The 17,460-nt window shown below is 45.8% G+C and carries 13 protein-coding genes; 8 read left to right on the forward strand and 5 right to left on the reverse strand.

Annotated elements, in window-relative coordinates:
- Positions 1-72 precede the first annotated feature (72 nt).
- The gene (locus MHH50_RS04850; RefSeq protein ID WP_076279904.1) at positions 73-588 is read right to left on the reverse strand and encodes a GrpB family protein; all 516 of its coding nucleotides are present in this window, start codon (positions 586-588) and stop codon (positions 73-75) included.
- A gap of 78 nt (positions 589-666) precedes the next feature.
- Positions 667-1,623 carry a D-2-hydroxyacid dehydrogenase gene (locus MHH50_RS04855; protein WP_076129248.1) on the reverse strand — a complete coding sequence of 319 codons (957 nt, stop codon included), beginning with the start codon at positions 1,621-1,623 and terminating at the stop codon, positions 667-669.
- An 89-nt stretch (positions 1,624-1,712) separates the two neighbouring features.
- On the opposite strand from MHH50_RS04855, the gene thpR reads away from it, so the two are divergent.
- From thpR to MHH50_RS04870, 3 genes are all read left to right on the forward strand, one after another.
- Entirely contained in the window at positions 1,713-2,315 is a 603-nt protein-coding gene (gene thpR, locus MHH50_RS04860) for an RNA 2',3'-cyclic phosphodiesterase (RefSeq protein ID WP_076194205.1), read from the forward strand.
- 77 nt (positions 2,316-2,392) lie between these two features.
- Complete coding sequence (locus MHH50_RS04865) at positions 2,393-3,319, forward strand: cell wall hydrolase (RefSeq protein WP_076137184.1); 927 nt, start codon at positions 2,393-2,395, stop codon at positions 3,317-3,319.
- 74 nt (positions 3,320-3,393) lie between these two features.
- Entirely contained in the window at positions 3,394-4,077 is a 684-nt protein-coding gene (locus MHH50_RS04870; RefSeq protein ID WP_076218346.1) for a metal-dependent hydrolase, read from the forward strand.
- Positions 4,078-4,143: 66 nt separating this feature from the next.
- Here MHH50_RS04870 and MHH50_RS04875 read toward each other — a convergent pair whose 3' ends face one another.
- On the reverse strand, positions 4,144-5,331 hold the full coding sequence (locus MHH50_RS04875; protein ID WP_076129244.1) for a glycosyltransferase: 1,188 nt from the start codon (positions 5,329-5,331) through the stop codon (positions 4,144-4,146).
- A gap of 265 nt (positions 5,332-5,596) precedes the next feature.
- Between MHH50_RS04875 and MHH50_RS04880 the strand changes: the two genes are divergently transcribed.
- From MHH50_RS04880 to MHH50_RS04900, 5 genes are all read left to right on the forward strand, one after another.
- Complete coding sequence (locus tag MHH50_RS04880) at positions 5,597-6,172, forward strand: TetR/AcrR family transcriptional regulator (protein WP_076129243.1); 576 nt, start codon at positions 5,597-5,599, stop codon at positions 6,170-6,172.
- A 212-nt stretch (positions 6,173-6,384) separates the two neighbouring features.
- A complete protein-coding gene (locus tag MHH50_RS04885; RefSeq protein ID WP_076129242.1) occupies positions 6,385-8,739 on the forward strand; it encodes a YhgE/Pip domain-containing protein in 2,355 nt (784 codons plus the stop codon).
- A gap of 376 nt (positions 8,740-9,115) precedes the next feature.
- Positions 9,116-13,711, forward strand: a complete 4,596-nt coding sequence (gltB, locus tag MHH50_RS04890) for a glutamate synthase large subunit (protein ID WP_076129241.1) — start codon at positions 9,116-9,118, stop codon at positions 13,709-13,711.
- A gap of 169 nt (positions 13,712-13,880) precedes the next feature.
- A complete protein-coding gene (locus MHH50_RS04895) occupies positions 13,881-14,807 on the forward strand; it encodes an ABC transporter ATP-binding protein (RefSeq protein WP_232061156.1) in 927 nt (308 codons plus the stop codon).
- The gene (locus MHH50_RS04900; protein ID WP_076185050.1) at positions 14,800-15,588 is read left to right on the forward strand and encodes an ABC transporter permease; all 789 of its coding nucleotides are present in this window, start codon (positions 14,800-14,802) and stop codon (positions 15,586-15,588) included. Before MHH50_RS04895 ends, MHH50_RS04900 begins: the two co-directional genes overlap by 8 nt.
- 8 nt (positions 15,589-15,596) lie before the next feature.
- Here the strand turns inward: MHH50_RS04900 and MHH50_RS04905 are convergent, their stop codons facing one another.
- Positions 15,597-16,046, reverse strand: a complete 450-nt coding sequence (locus tag MHH50_RS04905; RefSeq protein WP_038568928.1) for a polymer-forming cytoskeletal protein — start codon at positions 16,044-16,046, stop codon at positions 15,597-15,599.
- Positions 16,047-16,084: 38 nt separating this feature from the next.
- Positions 16,085-17,374, reverse strand: a complete 1,290-nt coding sequence (locus tag MHH50_RS04910; protein WP_076302845.1) for a peptidoglycan DD-metalloendopeptidase family protein — start codon at positions 17,372-17,374, stop codon at positions 16,085-16,087.
- Between the last annotated feature and the right edge of the window lie 86 nt (positions 17,375-17,460).

The raw sequence follows: 17,460 nt of genomic DNA on the forward strand, positions 1-17,460 counted from the left end.
CTCTTAGACAAGTAGTCCCTGCTGTTCATTTAGGATGATCTAAATGAACAGCAGGGGCTATTTTTATAAGGATTATTGATTTAAATACCACTCATATGCAGTTTTTTCAAGATTAACCACAAATTCTTCTTTCCCGTCTATATAAGCTCCAATATCCTCTGGGAATTGTTTGGCAAGAGTATCTTTTAAATCTCCGTACTGTTTAACCGCCTCCGGATATGATCGAAGGTAGTCTCTTACAGCCAGATGACGACCGATATCTATCTTATTATCCATTTGGAAGACATGAACATGATGGGTTCTGCTATTTCCGCCTTTTCTGAAATATCTTCTGCCACTGATACCGAACTCACCCATACATTCATAACCAAGTGCTGTCATTTGCTGGTTGAACTCATCTACAGCTTCGATATTTCGTACTACTGGCATTATATCTATGATTGGTTTCGCTTTGAGTCCGGAAACAGAAGTGCTGCCAATGTGGTGAATATCAACGAGGGCATCAGCAAAGATATCTTTAATCTTCTGAGCTTCTTCGTTGAACATTAGACTCCATTGTTCGTTAAATTCTGTGACCGTGACCTTCATTGCACTAACCCTCTCTTTATGGATAACTTTGGATTTTCTTATTATAGAACAGATGTTCCTGTTTTGTAAAGCTTATTATTAATATTGCCGGTCATAATCAACAAGATTTAGAGAAGGTGTGCCTGATGATAAGTAAGACTTCACATTTTCGGTAAAAATATTAACGATCCGGTCAGCGTATTGATCTGTAATTCCAGCGGAGTGTGGAGTGATAATAACCTGCTCCATAGACCAAAGCGGATGATCCTGCGGAAGGGGTTCGGTCTCAAAAACATCCAACCCAGCACCACGGAGTTGTCCGCGATTCAATGCATCGATCAGCGCCTCTGTATCGGTAGTTGCGCCCCGGCCAATGTTAATGTAATAGGAGCCTTCTTTAAACGCGGAGAAGCTGGTGGCATTAAATAAATGCTTGGTCTCATCGGTAATAGGAAGGGTATTGATGATGAAATCTCCTTGACTTACAGCTTCGGATAAACGATCTGTTGTATAGATTTGATCAAAGTCTGCGACTGGCTTACCGGAACGGCTGACACCGATAGTCTTCATCCGGAAGGCTTTAGCAATTCTGGCGGTTTCACTGCCGATCGCTCCAGTTCCAGCTATTACGGCTGTTTTACCGAACAGCTCGCTTTCACTGCCATCAGATTTCCAAATACGGTTCTGCTGATTGCGTACAGCTGTATGCAAATTACGGGTGAAGAGAAGTATGAATCCGAAGATTACCGCAGAAATAGGTTCGGCATGAACCCCGCTCCCACTGGTGAGCAGGATTCCTTGTTGCTTAAGACGATCGAGAGGAAGCTTCTCAATACCAGCAGACCAGGACTGAACCCAGCGAAGGGAGGACTCGGGGCGAAGGAGTGTATCCGAAATACCTTTTGCCCAGCCAATTACAATTTCTGCTTCTGCAAGCAGCTGCAAATCCGGATTTTTTGCGTCTCCTTGTGTAAATGTATAGCCTGGGGCAGCCGCTTTGATCCTTTCCTGCTGCTGAGATGTAAGTGGTTGTAGACATACTATAGACTTAGTCATGATGTGTTCCTCCTACTTTGTGGTTTAATGGATATGGATCATGTTATAGGTTAAGAATACCAAATCTATTGGAGAAGGTGAAATTGACCATGGATGCTAAAGCATCAGAGAACGAATCAGAACGACTTTTTTTAGCTGTGAAATTACCTTCTGAGCTGCAAGAAATAGTGGCGCAGGCATGTTCAAAGCTATCTGAAAATTTTGATTTTGCTAAATGGACAAATCCGCAAGATTATCATATTACCCTGCAATTTTTAGGAGATACCCCAAAGGCCAAAATTCCAGATTTAGTGAAATCCTTGAGGAAGACTGCGGGGCAAGGCAGACCCTTCAATCTCTCTTTGGACAAATGGGACACATTTGGTCTTCCAGCTTCCCCAAGAGTCCTGTGGATAGGGGTTTCCGGCGAAATAGAGGCATTAAATCAATTAGCTGCCAGAGTGCATTCAGCGACGTTTCCACTAGGTTTTTCAGGCGAATCCAGGGCCTATAAACCGCATCTTACCGTGGCTCGAAAGTACCGGGGAAAAAATTCATATGATGATAAATTGCTGGAAAATTTACTGAAATTGGATGATGATTGGAACCTAAAAAACTATCAGAGAGACTGGACGATTGATAGTTTTGTGTTGTATGCTACCAGAATGTATGCCATTCCTATGTATGAAATTATTGAAAAGTTTACAGTTTAAAATCGATAATAAAGTTTTCAAAGCTTCCGTTTTCGGTTACATACAATAGGAATGTGCCGTGAAATAGGAGGAATATCATGTTAATTTTTAAACAAAACCGCTATATTGCGTTGCTCGTTGGCGTTATACTAGTGTGTTTCTCTGCCATAAGCTTATTGCAACCCGAACAAGTTGCGGAAGGGAAGATGGACAGGGTGCAGATGGATAAGTTGCAATCCACTAGCCGTGCATCCGTACTTTCTCTTTTGCAAGATGAATCGAAGTCTAGTATAACGAGTAGCATTACGAGGGGCATTACAGAAGTTACACAAGCCAATAAGCTTAATAACACATTCAGTCTTTTAAGTTCCGCTTGGAAACCGGCGAAGGGTGTGGAATGGCTTAGTGTAAAAAAATTAAAACAAAAAAACACAAAAAACACATCGAACGTTTCCATTATTCGGGTGAAGGCTGATGTAGTACAATCCAAGCCAGCTGCGCAAAAAGCGTCGCAATTGGCGGAAACAGCAACAAAGAGTAGTCAGGCGACAGCGAAGACAGTCTCGGCTTCTCAGAAACATCCCCTCACAACATTGTACTTCTCTCGGACAGAGCTATTAAGCCAGGAGCAGCAAAGTAAAGCAACCCGGCGCTACGCTGTATCCGAAGAAGAACTGCTTCTGCTACAAAAAATTGTAATGGCAGAGGCGGAAGGTGAACCGTACAAGGGCAAGGTGGCAGTTGCCAACGTTGTTCTGAATAGGCTGCGGTCAGCCAATTTCCCCGACACGATATATAAGGTTATTTATCAGAAGAGCCAGTTCAGCCCTGTAGCTAACGGGCGTCTTAACCGTGTGAAGCCTAACGATGATAGTATAAAAGCGGTGAATGCTGCACTCTCCGGAGTAAAGGAAGTTCCCGACAATACTTACTTTTTCTTGTCGCTAAAACTTGCACAGGATCTGACCGTACATCATACACAGACTTATGTTAAAACCATTGGCAATCATACTTTTTATAAATAAATTTGGTGGATCTGTGAACCTCAGCGCTATATAGGGTAAACTAAACTATATGAATCTGGAGGTGGAAGATAACCATGAAAATCACTTATTATGGACATTCAGCTCTGCTGGTAGAGACGGGGAACGTGAAGGTTATTATTGACCCTTTTTTGTCAGGCAATCCGAACTCCGGTATTTCACCTGCCAATATTTCAGTTGATGCCGTTCTGCTTACTCACGGCCACTCTGACCATTTTGGAGATGCTGTCGAAATTGCCAAGCAGAATGATTGTCCGATCTTTGCGGTGTTTGAGCTTGCCGAATATTGCCGGATGAAAGGTGCACAAGTAAAGCACATGAATATAGGTGGTAGTCATACCTATGCCGGGATGACTGTGAAATTTACGCAGGCATTTCATTCCTCATCCATTCAGGAGGGCGACTCTTGGATTTATGCTGGACAACCCGCGGGGATTTTGTTGACGATTGAGGGCAAGACGATTTTCCATGCGGGGGATACCGCGCTATTCAGCGATCTGCGCCTCATTGGAGAAAGGAACGCGATTGCCCTGGCAGCTCTGCCTATAGGCGATATGCTAACCATGGGACCGGATGACGCCTTGCTGGCCGCACGCTGGCTGCGGGCGGATAAGGTGATCCCGCTACATTACAATACATTTCCGGATATTGCTCAGGATGGAGCTGATTTCTGCGATCGCCTGCATCAAGAGGGAGTGGAAGGTTTCCCGCTTAAAGCTGGTGAGAGTGTAGAAATTTAAACCAATCCGATTTATATTAAAAAAAGCAGGTAGCCGGGGGAAATTCCCTGACTACCTGCTTATTCTTTAAGGTGTAATACATACAGGTTCTTCATTACGTGCTTGCGCTCTAGAGCCTCTGATTTCAGTTGCCTCGCTTACGGGGTTACCTAACATCTTCAGAACAGTAGTCGCACAGCTTTGCGGTTGATGTTTATCTGGAGCGAGACGTCGTCTGCGTTGCTCTTCCAGAACTGAATATTCACGAAGCATCATAGTGAACCATTTGTTCACTACTTCCGAGTCGAGCACCTCTGCCAGCCCAAGCTCTACGAAATATTGGCAGTTTTTCTCTTCCTGACCTGGAATAGCTTTATAGAAAAGCATCGGAATTCCTTTGGCCTGACCTTCTGTGCAGGTCATCCCTCCAGGCTTCGTGATCAGCAGGTCTGAGGCATCCATCAATTTATTGATTTCACTGCTATATCCCAGAATTTTAACATTGGGATGATTAAGCAGTGGATTGGACTTCATTTTGGCGATTAGCTTCTCATTGCTGCCCATACAGAAAACGAGCTGAATATCATCCATTCTGGCGGTGAGGGAATGCATAATCTCTTTGCCGAACATTAACCCCCAGCCTCCACCCATAATGAGTACGGTTGGGATATCAGCCAATCCCAGTTCCTTGCGCAGCAGCGTCTTGTTGGAGCGTTCCCAGAACTTTGGATGCACTGGGATGCCAGTGACGGTTACTAGCTCTGGAGCGATCCCACGGCCTGTCAGAATGGATTTGACGCGTGGGGTAGATACGAGATAACGATTGACCTCGGAATTTACCCAGCTCCCATGTGCATCATAATCTGTAATTAATGTATACAGAGGCACATTTAATCCACGACGCTTTAGTCTGGAAATGACCGCAGCCGGAATGGGATGAGTGCAGATAATCAAATCAGGCTTTAGCTGTTCGATCACCTGTGAAGCATGTGTATAAAAAATCCGGTGAAGCGCCATTTTAGTCAACGGGTTCAATGATTTATGATATTGTGTCTTATACATCATGCCGACCAGCTTAGGCTGGCTGCTAACTGTTTTGCGGTAAGCGGAAAGAATCCAAGGGGCGACCGTCGGGTTAAGAAATTTCCCCAGCTCGATGACTCGGCACTGGACATCCGGATTCAGCAGCTTTATTCCTTCGGCCAGAGCATAGGCTGCTCCTGTGTGGCCCGTACCGAAGCCTTCCGAAAACAGCAGTACTCTTTTCTTTCGCATAAGTTCACCTGCTACTTTCCTTTTCTATAGAGATGCTTTCCTTCTTCTAATTATACTAGGAAATCTATACTATACTCACATTATACAAGTAAGACGTAAATAGAAAGTTAAAACCCTGCAATAAATAAAAAAATAAAAGGTTCGCCCAAAGTATTGCAAACTAGAAAACAACATGATAAAGTAGTGAATGACCAATTGACCGGATTAGTAAAGTGGTCAGAAGTCAGCGGGAACGATATTTTCTGGAGAAAGGAAGTGTGCACAGGTGGCAGTGGTGGATCGAAGACAGCAGGTGCTTCAGGCCGCAGCGAAATCTTTTTCATTATTTGGCTATAAGGCAACTACAATGGATCAGGTTGCTAAGATTGCAAATGTCGGTAAGGGAACCATCTACACCTTTTTTACAAACAAAGAGCAATTGTTTGACGAGATCCTGCGCGATATGATGATGGAAATGAAGACGATAGCTGAACGGGAGATCAGGCGAGACAGACCTTTCTTTGATAACTTGCATCGTGTGCTGGATGCTCTGCTTGAGTTTCGAAGTGAGCAGGAGCTATTCATAAAACTTTCCCAGGAGAATCGCGAATTCGGTACGCCGCAGGCTGGAGAAGGACTCGAGAAGATCGAGAACGTAGTTTTAGAATATTTAGAACGGGAGGTGCAACAAGCGCTCCAACAGGGAGAAATCAAACCTTGCGATCCCAAAATCGTCTCGGTAGTCATGTTCAGATTATATATTGTATTGACTGCTGAACTGAATAAAACACATACTCCCTTGGACAAGGAACAGATCAAGATGTATTTTCATTTGTTTCTCGCCGAAGGATTGGCACAGTAAGGGTTGATTCAGGATAGGGATGGCGTTCTCAGCATCACTCGATTCGCTTTCCCTTAACAATTCTCAAGATGATTAGGCATTGAAGAAGAGCCGCAAGGCATTTTTTTATACCCTGAATTGACCGAATGGGGAAAACAGTCACTTAGTGTTACGTAATATTTCGCAAACAAAGCATTTTAAAGAGAGCATAAGCTCATAAGGAGAGAACCAGAATGAAATCATTATCCGTATTTACCAAGGATCTTGGCGCAGCCCTTAGAAATCCGAAGGTGCTGATTCCAATGATTGCTATCCTATTTATTCCGGTGATGTACAGCGGATTCTTCCTGAAGGCATTCTGGGATCCGTATGGCAAGATGAATGAACTTCCGGTTGCTGTGGTCAACCAGGATGTCGGCGCTAATTATGAAGGCAAGCAACTACAAGCCGGTAATGATCTTATAGAAGAGTTGAAGGTAACCGACGGCTTCCAGTGGAACTTCGTTTCCCTTGAAGAAGCGGAAGCAGGAATGAAGGACAATACTTATTATATGTCGATCATTGTTCCGGAAGACTTTTCTGCCAAAGCTACTACTCTTATGGATGATGAACCACAGCCGGCAAAAATTATTTATGAGCCAAATGAAGGTTATAACTTCTTGGCTGGTCAGATCGGTGGTACGGCTGTAGCAGAAATTAAAAATAAAGTATCTGCTAAAGTAACAGAAGCTTATGTGGAGTCTGTATTCAATCAGATTACAGAAGTATCTGATGGATTGGGCGAAGCCGGAGATGGTGCTTCCAAGATCGCTGATGGCGCTGGTAAGCTAGATGACGGAGCCTTGAAGCTGAAAGATAATCTACTTGTACTGACAGATGGTACAGGTAAACTTCAAAATGGTGTAGAACCCCTTACACAAGGCGTGACTGATTTGAATGCAGGTGCTACGGCGCTTAAAACAGGATCAACCACGTTGGCAAGCGGATTGCAACAATTGTCTACTGCACATACGCAACTTCAAGACGGTGTTGCCCAAAGTTCTGCCGGCAGTAAACAGCTTAGTGACGGCTTGAAACAAGCTGTAACAGGTGCTACACAGCTTCAGGCGGGAACACAGTCTGCTGTGGATGGTACTTCTAAACTACAAGCAGGAACACAATCTTTAGTTGATGGTAGCGCGAAGCTGGAAGCGGGCTTAACTTCTTCCGTAGATGGCAGCGCGAAACTGGAAGCGGGTTTGCAAGCTTCCGCCGCAGGCAGCACGAAGGTAACTGAGGGTGCTAAAGCGGTAGCTCAAGGATTGGAGCAATTGGCACAGGCTAGTCCTGAGCTGGCACAAAATCCAGCGGTACAGAAGCTGCTGGCAGCTAGTGCAGCCGTGGCACAAGGCAGTGAGCAACTGCAACAAAGCCAAGAGCAGCTGGCACAGGGTGCTACTGCACTCCACAGTGGGCAAGAGCAACTGGCACAAGGTGCAACTCAACTGCACTCGGGGTCACAGCAGTTAGCTGCTGGTGTAACTCAGTTGCATGATGGAGCTAAGCAATTAAATGCTGGTAGCACACAGCTGTTGACAGGACAACAAAAACTGGCACAAGGCGCATCTGCACTTGTAGCTGGTGGCGATAAGCTGAATGCAGGAATGCAACAATTTGGTGCGAAGCTTAAAGAAGCTGCAGCTGGAGGCAGCAAGCTGGCTGAAGGCGGTAAAGCACTTGGTGATGGTACCTCAAAACTGCTTAGCGGTGTAGGCGAACTAGGTTCCGGTATCAGTGCGGTAGCAGATGGTTCGAAAAAACTGGCTGATGGCGCAGGCGAGCTGAAAGATGGTATGGATGATCTGAAATCTGGATCAACAGAACTGGCAACTAAGCTTGGCGATGCTGCTGAAAAAACAGGCAGTGTGAACAAAACAGATGCAATGATGGAAATGTTCGCACAACCAGTTGTGGTTGAGGATAAAGTTGTGAATCATGTTCCGAACTATGGTACAGGTTTTGCTCCTTACTTCCTATCCCTTGGATTGTTTGTAGGTGCTTTGATTTCAACAATTGTTATTCCAATGCGTGATTCGGCTGTCCTTGGTGCTAGCCGTATGAACCGTTTCATCAGCCGTACGCTTACCTTCACAATCATGAGCTTCATCCAGTCTATGCTGGCTGCTGTGGTTGTATTGTACGGACTTGGACTGGAAGTACAAAGTAAACCGCTATTCTTCGTATTTACATTCTTAACAAGCTTAGTTTACACATGGGTAGTTCAAGCGATTGTTACTTGGATGGATCAACCGGGACGTTTCGTTGTTATCGTTATTCTGATTTTCCAATTAACAACTAGTGCCGGAACATTCCCACTTGAATTGATCCCTGACTGGATGAAATTCTTTAATCCACTGCTTCCAATGACTTACACAGTTAGTGGTCTCAAAGCAGTAATTTCTACAGGTGATTTCAGTGCAATGTGGGGAGATGTAGGTATCCTGGCAATCTTTGGTCTTGGATTCCTTGCTCTTACCTTCGCTTACTTCATGACACGTAGCCGTGAGAATGAAGTTGGAGTGAATAGTGAACAAGTTTTGACTGTATAAACTGATAAATTTTTTGAAAAAAAAGTATAAAAAAGCGTCTCCTCTGGGAGACGCTTTTTTTGATTTAAAATCATAAAAACCCTTTTTCTTGCAAACATAATAGAAGGAGTGAAAAATCTTGTAACGCTTTCATTGCATATGCACTTATGCGTTATTTATGTATAATTATGCAACATGAAGTTTTTTTAAACTTTTACTCGCTAAAGCTGTGATGCAAAAACAATTGTTAATCAGCATCATAAAAAAGTTTAAATTGCGCTGATGATACCTCGGTGATAAAATAATAGCACTAATCTGGATTGAATAATTATTAAGATTTTCATGTGAAAAATTTTCCTAACACATTGCATACTTTATAATAGAAAGGTTGCGTTCGATGAAACACACTGAACTGCCCGTAAAACAGGGCCTGTATGATCCCCAGTTCGAAAAAGATGCTTGCGGCATGGGATTTGTAGCTCATATTAAAGGCACACCGTCTCACAATATCGTAAGTAATGCTTTGACAATGCTCTTTAATATGGAGCATCGGGGAGGCCAAGGTAGCGAACCCAACTCTGGTGACGGAGCAGGTATCATGCTTCAAATTCCGCACCGTTTCTTTGCAAGCGAAGCTCAGAAGCTAGGCTTTGCTTTGCCGGAACAAGGCCATTATGGCGTGGGCATGATCTTTTTATCTCATAACGAAGAAGTTCGGGCGCAGCATGAAGCTCTCTTAAGCAATATTATTGCTGAAGAAGGTCAAATAGTACTCGGCTATCGTGATGTGCCTACCTATGATGAAATGCTTGGCAAGACAGCGAAAGCTGCTAAGCCTTTTGTGCGTCAAGTATTTATCGGCCGCTCGGCTTCGGTCACGAATGAGTTGTCTTTTGAACGTAAGCTTTATGTAATCCGCAAACGTGCAGAGCTTGCCATTCGTTACGGTGGTGCAGAAGAGGATGAATCCTTCTATATTCCAAGCTTGTCGTGCCGTAAGATTGTATACAAAGGCATGCTGACTACAGAACAAGTCGGACAATTCTACCTGGATTTGCAGAACGAAGAGCTGGAATCAGCGATCGCGTTAGTTCACTCCCGTTTCAGCACGAACACCTTCCCAAGCTGGGAACGTGCGCATCCCTACCGCTTTATGATCCACAACGGTGAGATCAACACCTTGCGTGGTAATGTGAACTGGATGCATGCGCGCCAGTCATTGTTTAAGAGCGAAGTGTTTGGTGAAGATCTGAACAAGATCAAGCCTGTTATTAACCCGGATGGATCGGACACTGCAATGTTCGATAACACCTTTGAGTTTCTCTATTTGAGCGGACGATCCCTGCCACAGGTAGCCATGATGATGGTTCCTGAACCATGGAGCAATCATGATAGTATGGACGCTGATAAAAAAGCATTTTATGAATATCACAGTACTCTAATGGAGCCATGGGACGGGCCTGCTGCAATGGGCTTTACCGATGGGATACAAATCGGCGCTATTCTGGACCGTAACGGCCTGCGTCCTGCTCGTTATTATGTAACGAAAGACGATATGATTATTTTATCCTCAGAAGCCGGTGTACTGGACATTCCAGCAGAGGACATCTTATATAAAGACCGCCTGAAGCCTGGACGCATGCTGCTCGTGGATACGAAGGAAGGCCGCATTATCTCCGATGAGGAAGTTAAATCGGCTATCGCCTCTGAGAAGCCTTATCGCCAGTGGCTGGATGAGCATTTGATCAGTCTTGATGAGCTTCCGGATGCACCTGAACTGCCAAATCCTAAGCATGATAATGTACAACAGCTACAGCAGGCTTTCGGCTATACTTTTGAAGACTTGCGTAAGGTGCTTGAGCCAATGGCATCTACTGGTGCTGAAGCTGTCGGTTCCATGGGTTATGATGCTCCGCTCGCCGTATTTTCGGACCGCCCGCAACGTCTCTATAACTATTTCAAACAAATGTTTGCTCAGGTAACGAATCCACCCATCGATGCCATTCGTGAAGAGCTGGTGACATCCACAACGACTACGATTGGACCAGAGCGTAATTTGCTTAAACCGGAACCGGAAAGCTGCCGCCAGATCTCGCTGCAAACGCCAATTCTTTCGAACGAAGATTTTGCTAAGATTCGCCATGTTCGCCGTGCAGGCTTCAAATCGATGTCTATTCCAATTCTTTTCCCGGCTGAGCTTGGGGCAGAAGGATTACGCATCGCGCTTGAGCGCATGAACGAGGCTGCTGACCGTGTTATGGCTAAAGGGCATAACATTCTGATTCTGACTGACCGCGGTGTGGACAGTGAGAATGCTGCGATTCCAGCTCTGCTTGCGGTATCGAGTCTGCATCACCATTTGATCCGCCAAGGAACACGGACGAAAGTTAGTATTTTGCTGGAATCCGGTGAACCACGTGAAGTCCATCATTATGCGTTGCTGCTCGGTTATGGTGTGAGTGCAGTAAATCCTTATCTGGCTTTTGAAAGCTTGGATGACATGATCGGCCAAGGCTTATTGCGGGGAATCTCGCATGAAAAAGCAGTGAAGAACTATATTAAAGCTGCGACTAAGAGCGTAGTTAAGATTCTTTCCAAAATGGGAATTTCGACGATTCAATCTTACCGCGGTGCGCAGATTTTTGAAGCTGTGGGTCTGAACTCTGAGTTCGTGGATCGTTACTTTACTTGGACACCTTCCCGGATTGGGGGGATTGGCCTGGAGGAAGTGGCAACTGAGGCGCTTATCCATCATAACCGTGCTTTTACAGAAAAAGACGGAAATGATAAGGTGCTTGACTCCGGGGGCGATTATCAATGGCGTAATGATGGGGAAGAGCATCTATTCAATCCCCAGACGATTCATCTGCTTCAGCACTCTGTGCGTAGCGGGAATTATGATATGTACAAGAAATATGCTGCCCTTGTTCAAGGAGAAAGCGAGAAGCAATTGACGCTTCGTTCCTTGTTGCAATTCAAGTCAGCCTATGAACCGATTCCACTGGAAGAAGTAGAATCTGCATCGTCCATTATGAAACGGTTTAAGACGGGTGCAATGTCCTTTGGTTCCATTAGTAAGGAAGCACATGAGACACTGGCCATTGCGATGAACCGTATCGGTGGTAAGAGTAATACGGGGGAAGGCGGCGAAGATCCAGCCCGCTATATTCCGGATAGCAATGGTGATTCACGTCGCAGTGCGATTAAACAAGTAGCTTCTGGACGTTTTGGTGTTACCTCGAACTACCTAGTTAACGCTGATGAGATCCAGATTAAAATGGCTCAGGGCGCTAAACCAGGGGAAGGTGGACAGCTTCCGGGACGTAAAGTTTATCCTTGGGTCGCTGAAGTACGTGGCTCAACAGCAGGTGTCGGTCTGATCTCACCTCCACCGCATCATGATATTTACTCTATCGAGGATTTGGCAGAGCTGATCTATGATCTGAAAAATGCAAATCCACGTGCAAACATTAATGTTAAGCTCGTATCGGAAGTTGGAGTGGGTACGATTGCTGCGGGTGTAGCCAAAGGGCGCGCTGATATTATCTTGGTTAGTGGCTATGATGGAGGTACAGGGGCATCGCCGATGAACTCCATTCGTCATGCGGGTCTTCCGTGGGAGCTTGGCTTGGCTGAAACCCATCAGACATTGATGCTCAACAATCTGCGTGACCGTGTAGTTCTGGAAACAGATGGTAAAATGCTAAGCGGCCGCGATTTGGCTGTAGCTGTATTGCTTGGGGCCGAAGAGTATGGTTTTGCCACTGCTCCGCTAGTATCTGTTGGCTGTATTATGATGCGTGTCTGCCAAATGGATACTTGTCCGGTTGGTGTAGCTACACAGAATCCGGATCTTCGTAAGAATTTTACCGGTGATCCGCAGCATGTAGTTAACTTTATGACCTTCGTGGCACAGGATCTACGTGAAATTATGGCAAGTCTCGGCTTCCGTACAATTGAAGAGATGGTAGGCCGTACCGATTGTCTAGACGCAACTCAGGCGTCGAAGCATTGGAAGAAGAAAGGCATAGATTTGAGCAGCCTGCTGCATACACCGGAATTACCGGAAGGAAGCACACGCTTCCGCAGTAAATACCAGAATCATGGTCTGGAAGAGACACTGGATGTTTCGCAGCTGCTCGACCTGGCAGCACCTGCACTGGAATCAGGTACGGCTGTTGAGGCATCACTGCCAATCACGAACGTTAATCGTGCCGTCGGAACTATCCTTGGCAGCGAGCTGACCCGCAAGTATGGGGCCGCAGGTTTGCCGGATGATACGATTCGGCTTCATTTCACCGGTTCTGCTGGTCAAAGCTTGGGTGCATTCGTGCCTAAGGGAATCACGCTTACGGTGGAAGGAGATTCCAATGACTATGTAGGTAAAGGATTGTCGGGTGGTAAGATTATTATCAAGCCATCTCCGAAAGCTACCTTTGCTGCTGAGGACAATATCATTATCGGAAATACTGCATTCTACGGTGCAACAGGTGGAGAAGCTTATATTAACGGTATCGCTGGTGAACGTTTTGCCGTCCGTAACTCCGGAGCGAAGGTTGTTGTAGAAGGCGTGGGTGACCACGGCTGTGAATACATGACTGGAGGCCGAGTGGTTGTCCTTGGTGAAACTGGCCGTAACTTTGCGGCAGGGATGTCAGGCGGTATCGCTTATGTCTACGACCCAGATAGAACCTTCATCGGCCGCTGCAATCTCGAAATGGTACTGCTCGAGAGAGTGGAAGAGTCTGAGGAGATCGAAGAGCTGCGTGAGCTGATTATCCGCCATACCGAGCTTACAGGTAGTGCGGCTGGCGCACGAGTACTGAATCAGTGGGCAGATAGCTTGCCGAACTTCGTTCGTGTCATTCCGAAGGATTACAAACGGATGATGGAGCAAATTCGCAAGGTAGAACAAACCGGATTGACCGGAGAAGCTGCGTTGATGGCTGCATTTGAAGCAAATATGCGCGAGCTTGCCCGTGTTGGCGGTTAAACTGTTGTACTTGAATGAAATAGGAACTAAATGAATAAGGGGACCTGACTCTTCCTAATACCGGAGAAGTCAGGTTCCTTTTTTAGCTGGCAGACTCTTATCCTCTAGTGATTTTCGGAAAAAAGGGTATATGTGGTAAACTAGGTTATAGATGAAAGGAAGTGAGACTATGTCGAATACAGAAATATTGATGGAGCCTGTTGCCCGCCTGCAGGGAGTCACCAAAAAAATCGGCTCGAAAACGCTGGTGAGCGATTTAACGCTGGACATCCCGCCTGGACAAATCTTCGGTTTTTTGGGACCCAACGGAGCAGGTAAGACTACTACAATACGGATGATGGTAGGGTTGATTTCCATTAGTCGTGGAGACATCTTGATCTGTGGCCGTAGTATTAAAAACCATTTTGAAGAGGCTATCGCAAATATAGGGGCCATTGTAGAAAATCCAGAGATGTACAAGTTCCTCACCGGTTATCAGAATCTGCGCCAATATGCACGGATGGTGCCAGGGGTAACAAAGCAACGGATAGATGAGGTTGTCGAGCTAGTCGGACTAGGTCAAAGAATTCATGACAAAGTTAAGACCTATTCGCTAGGTATGCGTCAGAGGCTGGGAGTGGCTCAAGCACTGCTGCACAGACCCAAGCTGCTGATTCTAGATGAGCCAACCAACGGGCTGGACCCACAAGGGATACGCGAGCTCCGAGACTATTTACGCCGTTTATGTCAGGAAGAAGGAACAACTGTATTCGTCTCCAGTCATTTACTTTCCGAGATGGAGCTCATGTGTGACAGCGTTGCGATTATCCAAAATGGACGACTGGTGGATGTGAAGCAGCTGAAAGGGGTAGGCAATACTGTAATGCCTCTGGGAGAAACCTTGTTCGAGGTTGATAATGCTGAGGCTGCGTTAGCCCTCATTGGACGTGGAGTATTTAAGAGTGGGGGACTTGTGCTTGAGGCAGAGCGTGAGGAGATTGCAGAATTAAATGCCAAGCTAGTGGCAGGTGGGATTAAGGTGTATAACATCAGAACCCTTGCCCGTACGCTGGAGGATCAATTCTTAGAGGTTACAGGAGGTGAAGGAATTGGGTGAGTTTACAGCTCTCATACATAATGAGAATATCAAAATATACAGCCGTGTCCGCACATGGATTATGCTGCTTATTCTTGCAGTGATGAGCGTGCTGCTTCCTGCGCTTATTTATTTCACAAGCGAAGGCGATTCATCGCTTATGGGGCTTTGGGACAACTTTCAGATGACGGTGAGTATTGCGTTCTTCTTGAATACAATCTTTACCGTTGTAGTGGCTTCTGACTCCGTAGCGGGCGAATTTACCTGGGGAACCATTAAGCTGCTGCTGATTCGCCCGTGGAGTCGCTCCAAGATCCTGCTCTCGAAATATATTTCCATGGTGTTATTCAGTTTGCTTAGCACCGCAGTATTGATTGCTTTTGGGTTTGGTGCTTCGTTAATCTTCTCCTCATCTTCGGGAGATACGATGTCATCCATTACGGCTTGGAGTCCAGCGGAATATTCCTTCCTAGATCTCCTATGTCGTTACATTGAGCTTTTCCTGACTGCTGCTCTGGCTTTCATGGTATCTAGCGTATTCCGCGCAAGTGGGCTGGCTATTGGATTATCCTTATTTATTATGTTTGCCAAGAGTATTTTTACGGTTATTTTTAGTCCAGAACGGTTTGAATGGGCCCAATACTTGATCTTCACACATATGGATCTAAGAGGTTACCTATTGTCGGATACGGGTCCGGGGGGCTCAACACTTGGCTTCTCCATAGCTGTATTAGCGGTGTACTATATCCTATTCCTGGCCATTTCCTGGATTGTCTTCCGTAAAAGGGACGTTGCTTCATAGAAATAAGTCTAGCCGGCTTCAAGTGTTCCTTGAGCTTTGGAGGAGCGCTTGGCTGCCTTGTCCTTTTTCATATTACTTTTGGGCTCACCTGCTTTTTCAGAGGTGGGCTGTTCTTGCATGGCAATGGAGCCATTCAGGAGGCTGCCTTCCATAATGCTAAGTGCTCCTGCTGAAATATTGCCATGCAATTCTCCGGTTCCGGTCATAATGAGTCTGCGATCAGCCGTAACATCCCCGTATACTTTGCCGGCAATCACGATTTCTTCCGCTTTAATACTGGAGCGCACTGTTCCTTCTTCTCCTACAGTCACGACACCACTGCAAATAATCTCACCGCTAAAGGTACCCTCAATCCGCAGGTTTGTATCACATTGCACCTTACCCTCCAGTGTTCCTCCATGCCCAATTAGGGAATCGGTAGATTTAAAGGGGACACGCTGCTGCCGTTTGTTCCACATTTATAAATTCCTCCTATTTTGAAATTAAATGCAACCCTTTAGGGTTTGACATACGCCAAAGGGTTGACTGTTTTATTCTGCTTCACAACCTGAAAATGAAGATGAGGACCTGTGCTTCGGCCAGTGCTTCCAAGCAAGCCGATTTTCTGCCCTTTGCTAACCTTGTCTCCCGCAGATACGATCATTCCGTTCAAATGCATGTACCAGGTTTCCAATCCATTTGAATGCTTAATCACGATGTATTTTCCGCGTGCGCCCATTTGTTCCGCAGTAATAACCTCGCCATCTAAGGCAGCATATACAGGATCACCGATGTTCCCAGCAATATCGACACCGGAATGGAACGCAGACAAACCTTTGAATGGATCTGAGCGGTAGCCGAAGCTTGAAGAAATGACTTTGGACTCGGTAGGCCAGAGCGGTACAGCGTTAAGTTTAGCCTTTTCTGCACGGGCCTTTTGAGCTTGCAGATTTGCCTGTACGTTATTCTCGTGCTCTGCCTGTGTGATCGTCTGTGTGATACTTTCCACCATTTCATCAAGCATCCCGTGAATCTCCTCAAAGTCATCCTTAGTTTCTTCCACCAAGCTCGTAGCGTCGTTCTGATACACCGCGATGTATTCTCCACCAACCTGCGGGGTGAGTGTTTTTGGAAGGGCTGCGGTGATGGCCCCAAAGCGGAAACTTATGGCGGATAGAGAAGTGGAAGATGAGTTCTCTTCTGTACTCTGCTTAAAGGAAGTCTCTTTAGGAACAGGAGAAGAAAGACGGTTCGATAAACCTAATGTTGAATTTGAAGTGGCCGATCCAGCTTTTGATTTTTCTGTTGCGGATTTCTCCGGTTGAGATTCATTCGTGTCTGTAGCGGCAGCAGCACCTTTGCTTTTGTTAATCAATGCTTGCAGCTCCTGTTCCAGTGCATTTACACTCTTCAGCTTGTCTTTAATGTTATCTGCCTCTTCCGAAAGTTCGCTGACCTGGCTACGAAGCTGTGTTAAATCTTTATCCTTGTCGGCGACCTTCATTTCCATGCGGAGATTGGTTAGCGATAGTGCGGCTGCCTCGGCTTCTAGCTGTGAGATGGACTGAGAGGCATGGAAATGCATAGAGGTGACCAGACTGGAGATAGACAGGGCTGCTGCTGCCGGTAAGGCGAACGCTAGCGGTTTGGAAATGTGGAGCTGTTTGACTGGACGTCCGGCATCCCTTACGACAAGCAGCGTAATCCGTTTATGATCTGGCTGACTCTTCATGGCTTCTCCTTTCTGCGGCTTATGGCAGCCGCTTGCGATACCTGAGGCTAACGACTTTTCTTCCATTAGGCTCATCCGAATTGTCCTACTACTCTATGTATTCCATATCTTTCAGGAACATGACAACGGTTTGTTTGAATAAAGAAGGAGAGTTACGGCAA

It is taken from the genome of Paenibacillus sp. FSL H3-0302, from assembly GCF_037982245.1.
In the GTDB taxonomy this organism is placed as follows: Bacteria; Bacillota; Bacilli; order Paenibacillales; family Paenibacillaceae; genus Paenibacillus_AQ; species Paenibacillus_AQ odorifer.

Excerpts from the sequence above, each read along its gene's own strand:
- thpR (WP_076194205.1), top strand. The coding sequence starts at position 1,713 with ATGGATGCTAAAGCATCAGAGAACGAATCAGAACGACTTTTTTTAGCT.
- MHH50_RS04885 (WP_076129242.1), top strand. The coding sequence starts at position 6,385 with ATGAAATCATTATCCGTATTTACCAAGGATCTTGGCGCAGCCCTTAGA.
- MHH50_RS04865 (WP_076137184.1), top strand. The coding sequence starts at position 2,393 with ATGTTAATTTTTAAACAAAACCGCTATATTGCGTTGCTCGTTGGCGTT.
- MHH50_RS04870 (WP_076218346.1), top strand. The coding sequence starts at position 3,394 with ATGAAAATCACTTATTATGGACATTCAGCTCTGCTGGTAGAGACGGGG.
- MHH50_RS04895 (WP_232061156.1), top strand. The coding sequence starts at position 13,881 with ATGTCGAATACAGAAATATTGATGGAGCCTGTTGCCCGCCTGCAGGGA.
- MHH50_RS04905 (WP_038568928.1), bottom strand. The coding sequence starts at position 16,046 with ATGTGGAACAAACGGCAGCAGCGTGTCCCCTTTAAATCTACCGATTCC.
- MHH50_RS04875 (WP_076129244.1), bottom strand. The coding sequence starts at position 5,331 with ATGCGAAAGAAAAGAGTACTGCTGTTTTCGGAAGGCTTCGGTACGGGC.
- gltB (WP_076129241.1), top strand. The coding sequence starts at position 9,116 with ATGAAACACACTGAACTGCCCGTAAAACAGGGCCTGTATGATCCCCAG.
- MHH50_RS04910 (WP_076302845.1), bottom strand. The coding sequence starts at position 17,374 with ATGAGCCTAATGGAAGAAAAGTCGTTAGCCTCAGGTATCGCAAGCGGC.
- MHH50_RS04850 (WP_076279904.1), bottom strand. The coding sequence starts at position 588 with ATGAAGGTCACGGTCACAGAATTTAACGAACAATGGAGTCTAATGTTC.
- MHH50_RS04855 (WP_076129248.1), bottom strand. The coding sequence starts at position 1,623 with ATGACTAAGTCTATAGTATGTCTACAACCACTTACATCTCAGCAGCAG.